The 6,699-nt window shown below is 47.4% G+C and carries 6 protein-coding genes; 3 read left to right on the top strand and 3 right to left on the bottom strand.

All coding sequences use genetic code 11. The features are described 5' to 3' along the window. Positions 1 to 44 precede the first annotated feature (44 nt). On the bottom strand, positions 45 to 758 hold the full coding sequence (locus OCV54_RS07100) for a hypothetical protein (RefSeq protein ID WP_055147013.1): 714 nt from the start codon (positions 756 to 758) through the stop codon (positions 45 to 47). A gap of 262 nt (positions 759 to 1,020) precedes the next feature. Between OCV54_RS07100 and ftsH the strand changes: the two genes are divergently transcribed. Continuing rightward, the gene (ftsH, locus tag OCV54_RS07105; protein ID WP_055147076.1) at positions 1,021 to 2,826 is read left to right on the top strand and encodes an ATP-dependent zinc metalloprotease FtsH; all 1,806 of its coding nucleotides are present in this window, start codon (positions 1,021 to 1,023) and stop codon (positions 2,824 to 2,826) included. Positions 2,827 to 2,911: 85 nt separating this feature from the next. Here ftsH and yfbR read toward each other — a convergent pair whose 3' ends face one another. Both yfbR and uvrC read right to left on the bottom strand, forming a co-directional pair. Next, on the bottom strand, positions 2,912 to 3,514 hold the full coding sequence (yfbR, locus tag OCV54_RS07110; RefSeq protein ID WP_055147010.1) for a 5'-deoxynucleotidase: 603 nt from the start codon (positions 3,512 to 3,514) through the stop codon (positions 2,912 to 2,914). Positions 3,515 to 3,527: 13 nt separating this feature from the next. After that, positions 3,528 to 5,351 carry an excinuclease ABC subunit UvrC gene (gene uvrC / locus OCV54_RS07115; RefSeq protein WP_055223413.1) on the bottom strand — a complete coding sequence of 608 codons (1,824 nt, stop codon included), beginning with the start codon at positions 5,349 to 5,351 and terminating at the stop codon, positions 3,528 to 3,530. A 160-nt stretch (positions 5,352 to 5,511) separates the two neighbouring features. Between uvrC and OCV54_RS07120 the strand changes: the two genes are divergently transcribed. Next, on the top strand, positions 5,512 to 6,516 hold the full coding sequence (locus OCV54_RS07120) for a deoxyguanosinetriphosphate triphosphohydrolase (protein ID WP_055223254.1): 1,005 nt from the start codon (positions 5,512 to 5,514) through the stop codon (positions 6,514 to 6,516). Positions 6,517 to 6,595: 79 nt separating this feature from the next. Beyond that, the coding region (locus OCV54_RS14820) for a CHC2 zinc finger domain-containing protein (RefSeq protein WP_465245500.1) at positions 6,596 to 6,699 on the top strand (104 nt) is incomplete at its 3' end.

Raw genomic sequence — 6,699 nt, forward strand, 5'->3', positions numbered from 1 at the left:
TAAAACTATAAAAAGCATCCAACCGGGTGAGCCTGGAAACAGGCTTATCTGGTGGATGCTTTTTTGTTATCTATGAGGCGGAGGAATCTGTCCGCCTGAGAGATGATAAAGTCCTTAAGTGCTTTATATGGAAATACATTCGTTGTATTATTGCCTACATCGGTGTCTATGGAGGTGAATGAGTCGAGATCATTCTGCAGTCTGCTCTGTGAGAAACATAGACATTTTTTTATGGTCATATCAGGTGATGAAACCTTCGGTATGATTGGTGAGAAATCCCTGATAAACAATGGATTTGTCACATTGTAATCACCGTAGAAAAACTGTTCTGAGAAGAAATCCCGGAATGGGATGCTCCTTCCCTCCGGCTGCATGCTGAGCTCGTGCATTCGGACATGGTCTATGTCGCGTGTCACACAGGTGGGAGTGTTATCGCCTGCCTCAAACTGAAAATATTGCGGCCAGAATTCCTCCACATAGGCGGCGTCCATCATGAGATGGGCAAGTATGCCAAGGTCGGCAGGTGTCATAGCTTCCACTGGATATTCTGACAATATGTGATCGATGTCCGGATATTTTGTTATGAGATCGTTCTGCCATTCCGGCCTGAAATGTGTCAGGGCTTTGTCCATAACCGCATCTGGAAGAACGCAGCCCAGCAGGAAATCATTCAGCAGCTCCGGCTGGGATTCCTTTGAAATATGAAGTTTGTCTGCGATGTATCTGCCCTCGCACAGGTGTATTATGTATCCCGGCATTGCAGCCCTCCCATATAGAATATATTTGTCAATTTGTAAAAAAGTGTACCCCCGGAGCCCCCGTAATGTCAATAAAGACAATTTCATACAAACAGTTTACTTGACTTATAATTTGTTAGGCGGTAAAGTCATAGATGGATAAATGGGATATCCATATCAGAGTAAAAGGAGAAACGTGTTGAATAACGATTACAACAAAGAACAAAACGACAAGAATGACGACAACAAGAATAATGGCAACAAAGGCAAAAACAGGAATGTCATGGTTCTGCTTGTCATCTCGGTGATATTGACACTGCTGTGCTGGAGAGCATACGACAAGATCACAAATGGAACGAAAAAAGAGATCCCATACAGCGGATTTGTGGAGATGCTGGATTCGGGAGAGGTGGACAATGCGGAGATATATGCCAAAAAGATCAGATTTACCTCAAAGGAGTCTGACGGCACTCTGGATAAGAACACCTATGTGACAGTGAGGATAAGCGACGATAAGCTGGCAGACAGACTTAAGACAGCCCATGAGAAGTATGCCACAACATACAAGGGCAAAGACGAGAGCGGTTCAGCCATGGTCGGAACGATACTCTCATATGTGGTCATGATAGCTGCATTCTATCTGTTCCTCTCGTTAGTGACAAGGCGGAGCGGAATGATGGGCTTTGGCAAATCAAACGCCAAGGTATATATGGAGAAGAAGACCGGAGTCACATTTGCAGATGTTGCAGGAGAGGATGAGGCAAAGGAATCCCTGACTGAGATGGTCGACTTCCTTCACAACCCTAAGAAGTATATGGCTATAGGTGCAAAGCTTCCAAAGGGAGCACTGCTGGTCGGCCCTCCGGGAACCGGAAAGACACTTCTGGCAAAGGCTGTTGCCGGAGAGGCAAACGTGCCATTTTTCTCCATGTCGGGATCAAGCTTCGTGGAGATGTACGTGGGAGTCGGAGCATCGAGAGTCAGAGACCTGTTCAAACAGGCATCTGAGATGGCTCCTTGTATAATATTCATAGACGAGATAGATGCCATAGGCCAGAGCAGAGACAGCGTGAGGGGCGGTGATTCGGAGAGAGAACAGACACTGAACCAGCTTCTTGCCGAGATGGATGGATTTGACACATCCAAGGGAATAGTGATACTGGCTGCGACCAACAGGCCGGAGACACTTGACAAGGCACTCCTGAGACCGGGAAGATTTGACAGAAGAGTAATAGTTGAGAAGCCGGATCTTCAGGGTAGAATAGACACGCTGAAGGTACACTCCAGAAATGTCAAGATGGATGAGACTGTGGATCTCCGTGAGCTTGCGCTTGCCACAGCAGGTGCGGTTGGAGCAGATCTCGCCAACATAATAAATGAGGCGGCGCTCACTGCGGTCAGATCCGGAAGGAGCATGGTTTCACAGGCTGATCTGATTGGTGCGGTGGAGCTTGTATTTGCAGGAAAAGAGAAGAAGGGCAAGCTGCTCGGCGACCAGGAGAAGAAGGTCGTTGCATATCATGAAGTTGGACATGCTCTTCTGGTTGCTCTCCAGAAGCACACTGAGCCTGTTCAGAGAATTACAATAGTTCCTAGAACGATGGGTTCTCTGGGATATGTATGGCAGGTGCCTGAGGAAGAGAAGTATATGGAGACCAAGGCTGAGCTTGAGGCGAACATTGTGACGACCCTCGGCGGAAGAGCTGCAGAGGAATTGAAATTCGAGTCAGTGACCACCGGCGCGGCAAATGATATAGAGCAGGCGACCAAGACAGTGAGAGCGATGATAACCATGTATGGAATGTCAGACAAGTTCGGACTCATGCAGCTTGAGACTGTTCAGGGAAAATATCTCGACAGAAATGCAGTGCTCCAGTGTTCAGACAAGACTGCTGCAAAGGTCGATGAGGAGATTAGGAATCAGCTCAAGAAGGCATATGATGAGGCCAAGAAGCTTCTCTCAGAGCACATGAATGCGTTGGATGCCATCGCACAGTATCTGATAGAGAAGGAGTCGATAACAGGCCAGGAGTTCATGGAGATATTCAACAGAGTTGAAAATGCTGAACAAAATGTTGAACAGGAATAAAATTAAAACAATAATAAGATCAAAAAAAGAGAAGCCGGGGCTGGCAAAAAGCTCCGGCTTCTCTTTTTTCTATATCTGCTTTAGATTATATCTGCTGAAGATCGTCCAGGGTCTTGCCGTATGCCGGTAAAAACTCGCACACGAAGTCGTTTACCTCAGGATAAGTCTCAGCCATCTGTGACACGGAATTCATGATCGTACCCATGGCACTGGAGAACTCGGTATTTCCCGATCCTGTCTCCTCCATGCATTTGATCAGGGCGGACAGCTTGTCAGCCGCCTTGACGAGCTTCCAGAGATATACATCGTTCTCGTCGTCGGCATCCTTAAAAAATATCGGTTCATAGGCTGGTCTGAGATCGCCCGGCAGCTTGTCAAGAAGTGTGTGGCATGCGATATCTTCCACATCCTTGAAGGCTGTCTTGATATCATCGTTGTAGTATTTCACCGGGGTCGGCATGTCGCCGGTGATGATCTCCGATGCATCGTGATAGAGACCTATGAGTGCAGCTCTCTCGGCGTTCAGAGTCTTGCCGTAGCGTACATTGCCGATGGTTGCCAGTGCGTGGGCTATCATGCTCACCTCCAGGCAGTGCTCACACAGATTCTCCTCGCGGTTGTTCCTCATGAGTGCCCATCTGTCAATATATTTCATTCGTGATATAAGTGCAAAAAAGTTGTATTCCATCATAAAATCCTCGTTACATCTGTTTATCGTTGTGGAAAAAGTTATATACCGCAGTGGCTGCAGTCTTGTTCATTCCCTGCGGGATCTCGAGATCAGCAATGCTGGCGGCACGGATCTTGTCTATGTCCTTGAAGTATGCCAGAAGAGCCTTTCTCCTTGCCGGACCGATGCCCTCAATATCGTCCAGAACTGAGTGGATCTGGGATTTGCTTCTGAGACTTCTGTGGTACTCGATTGCAAATCTGTGGGCCTCATCCTGAAGTCTTGTTATCATGTTGAAGGCCTGTGTATTTGCAGGGAAATCTATCTCCTTGTTGTTGTAATAGAGTCCTCTGGTTCTGTGGTGGTCATCCTTTACCATTCCGCATACCGGGATGTTGAGACCAAGCTCGTCAAGAACCTCCAGAGCTATGTTGACCTGACCCCGGCCGCCATCCATCATGAGTACATCAGGGTAGATATTAAACCGCTCGTCTGTGAACCTTCTTGTGAGTACCTCCCTCATGCTTGCGTAGTCATCCGGCCCGTCTATGGTCCTGAGCTTGAACTTTCTGTAGTCATTCTTCTTGGCGCGTCCGTTTTCAAATACCACCATGGATGCCACGGAGTGATAGCCGCTTATATGCGATATATCAAATGCTTCAAGGCGTCTTGCGGATGAAACTCCGATAAGCTGTGCCAGCTCATTTGCCGCACCCTCAGTGCGCTCCTTTTCACGCTTGAGCTTGTCGGCATCCTGGTTCATGACCAGAAAAGCATTGTCCTTTGCCAGCTTGAGAAGCTTCTGCTTGTCTCCCTTCTGGGGAACAATGATGTGTACCTGACTTCCCCGGCGGGCGCTCAGATATTCCTCGATGACCTTGTAGTCCTCGATCTGCTGCTCGATAATGATCTCCTTTGGCAGATATGGAGTGGAAGCGTAGTATTGCTTGAGAAAAGACTCCATGATCGTGCTGTAAGCCTCAGCATTTACGCCGCTCATGTGGTAGTGTTCCCTGCCGATCATCTTGCCGGATCTTATGAAGAATATGGATATGACACACTCATTTCCAAGATCGGTGGCCATGGCGATCACATCCCTGTCGTCTGCGCTTGTGTCACCGACTCTCTGGGTGGACTCAATGTGATGGATGCTCTTTATCAGATCCCTGATCTCGGCGGCCTGTTCAAATTCCATATCCTCGGACAGCTCCTTCATCTGCTTTTCGAGATCCCTGATCACATGACCGTGGTTGCCGTTCAGAAAGCTTATGGCATCCTGGACATTTTTGTTGTAATCCTCCTTGGAGATATATCCCTGACAGGGCGCCATGCACTGCTTTATCTGGTGATACAGGCAGGGCCTTTCAAGGCCCATATCCCTTGGCAGAACCTTGTTGCAGCTCCTGATGTGATACAGCTTTTTCAGTAGCTCTATGATATCCTTCACCGCTTTGGAATTGGTGTATGGGCCGAAATATTTGGAGTGATCCCGTTTCATCTGATGGCTGTACAGTATGCGCGGGTAATCCTCCTCCACAGTAATGCGGATATAGGGATAACCCTTGTCATCCGTGAGCATGGTGTTGTAATGCGGTCTGTGCTCCTTTATAAGGTTGCACTCTAGAACGAGAGCCTCGATCTCTGAACCGCAGACAATATATTCAAACCATGCAATATGGGATACCATCTTCTGAATCTTCGGGGATTTCTTGTAGCCGGTCTGGAAATACTGATGTACTCTGTTGTACAGATCTATGGCTTTTCCTACATATATAATATGATCCCCCGAATCGTGCATGAGATATACTCCTGGGACATGGGGGAGCTTCTTAAGTTCTTCTTCAAAATCAAACATGTCATTCACCTCAAAAATCTTAGATAAGTATATCACTATACTTACTATCATGTCATTCTTTCCTCAGAAAATTTGAAAAATAAAAAAGGATTTTGAGAAAAAACGGAGAATAATAAAAATGTGTGGTAAGAAATATTGATCATGTGATAGGAGAGATTCTATGACGATACGGGAACAGCAGGAAAAAAGGGAGCACGAAGTGCTCAGCAGATATGCGGCGTTCAGTGATCAGTCCACAGGACGTGACAGATCGGAGGAGCAGTGCGACCTCAGAACGGTCTACCAGAGAGACAGGGACAGGATACTCCACTGCAAGGCGTTCAGGAGACTTAAGCATAAGACTCAGGTATTTCTGTCGCCGGGTGATGATCACTACAGGACCAGACTGACCCATACTCTGGAGGTGTCGCAGATAGCAAGGACGATAGCCAGATCACTCAGGCTCAACGAGGATCTGACGGAGGCGATAGCGCTGGGACATGACCTGGGACATACGCCATTTGGACATGTCGGTGAGCGGACACTTGCGGCCTGCGCGGGCAATAATTTCAGCCACAATGTTCAGAGCGTAAGGGTTGTGGAACGTCTTGAGAACCGTGGTGAGGGACTTAATCTAACCTGGGAGGTCCGGGACGGAATGCTAAACCATAAGACATCATGCACTCCGCATACGCTGGAGGGACAGTGTGTGAGACTGGCGGACAAGATAGCGTACGTCAATCATGATATAGATGATGCGATAAGGGGTAACATATTGAAGGAGGAGGATCTTCCGACCAATATCACCGACATTCTCGGGAAGAATACCCGCACCAGACTGAACTGTCTCATACATGATGTGATAAATACGAGTCAGGACAAGGATTATGTCGGTATGTCGGCGGAGATCGGGGATGCTCTGGGGAAGCTGAGAACATACATGTTCAGATATCTCTACACTAACCCGATAGCCAAGAGCGAGGAGCTCAAGGCCGACAAGATGCTGAGGATATTGTATGAATACTTCATTGAGGACGCCAGCAGGCTGACAAATGAATGTGTTGAGATGATATATATGGGAGAGGATCCCAAGACAGTCGTGTGCGACTACATAGCTGGTATGACAGACAATTATGCGATAGAGACATTTAAGAGTATATATATACCGAAGTCCTGGAAGGTCTGAGCATACCTGACAAACAGGAGGAATCGAATTGTATTATTCGGATGACGTGATAAATGAAGTCTTGTCAAGAAATGATATAGTGGATGTTATCGGAAGCTACGCAAGCCTTAAGAAGAAGGGCGCGAATTACGAGGCATGCTGTCCGTTCCACCATGAGAAGACTCCGTCATTTAAGGTCAACAG

The sequence above is a fragment of the Coprococcus aceti genome (assembly GCF_025567285.1).
Classification (GTDB): Bacteria; Bacillota; Clostridia; order Lachnospirales; family Lachnospiraceae; genus Coprococcus; species Coprococcus aceti.

Bases quoted from the DNA above. Each gene is read 5' to 3' on its own strand.
- uvrC (WP_055223413.1), bottom strand. From the start codon at position 5,351: ATGTTTGATTTTGAAGAAGAACTTAAGAAGCTCCCCCATGTCCCAGGA.
- ftsH (WP_055147076.1), top strand. From the start codon at position 1,021: ATGGTTCTGCTTGTCATCTCGGTGATATTGACACTGCTGTGCTGGAGA.
- OCV54_RS07120 (WP_055223254.1), top strand. From the start codon at position 5,512: ATGACGATACGGGAACAGCAGGAAAAAAGGGAGCACGAAGTGCTCAGC.
- yfbR (WP_055147010.1), bottom strand. From the start codon at position 3,514: ATGGAATACAACTTTTTTGCACTTATATCACGAATGAAATATATTGAC.
- OCV54_RS07100 (WP_055147013.1), bottom strand. From the start codon at position 758: ATGCCGGGATACATAATACACCTGTGCGAGGGCAGATACATCGCAGAC.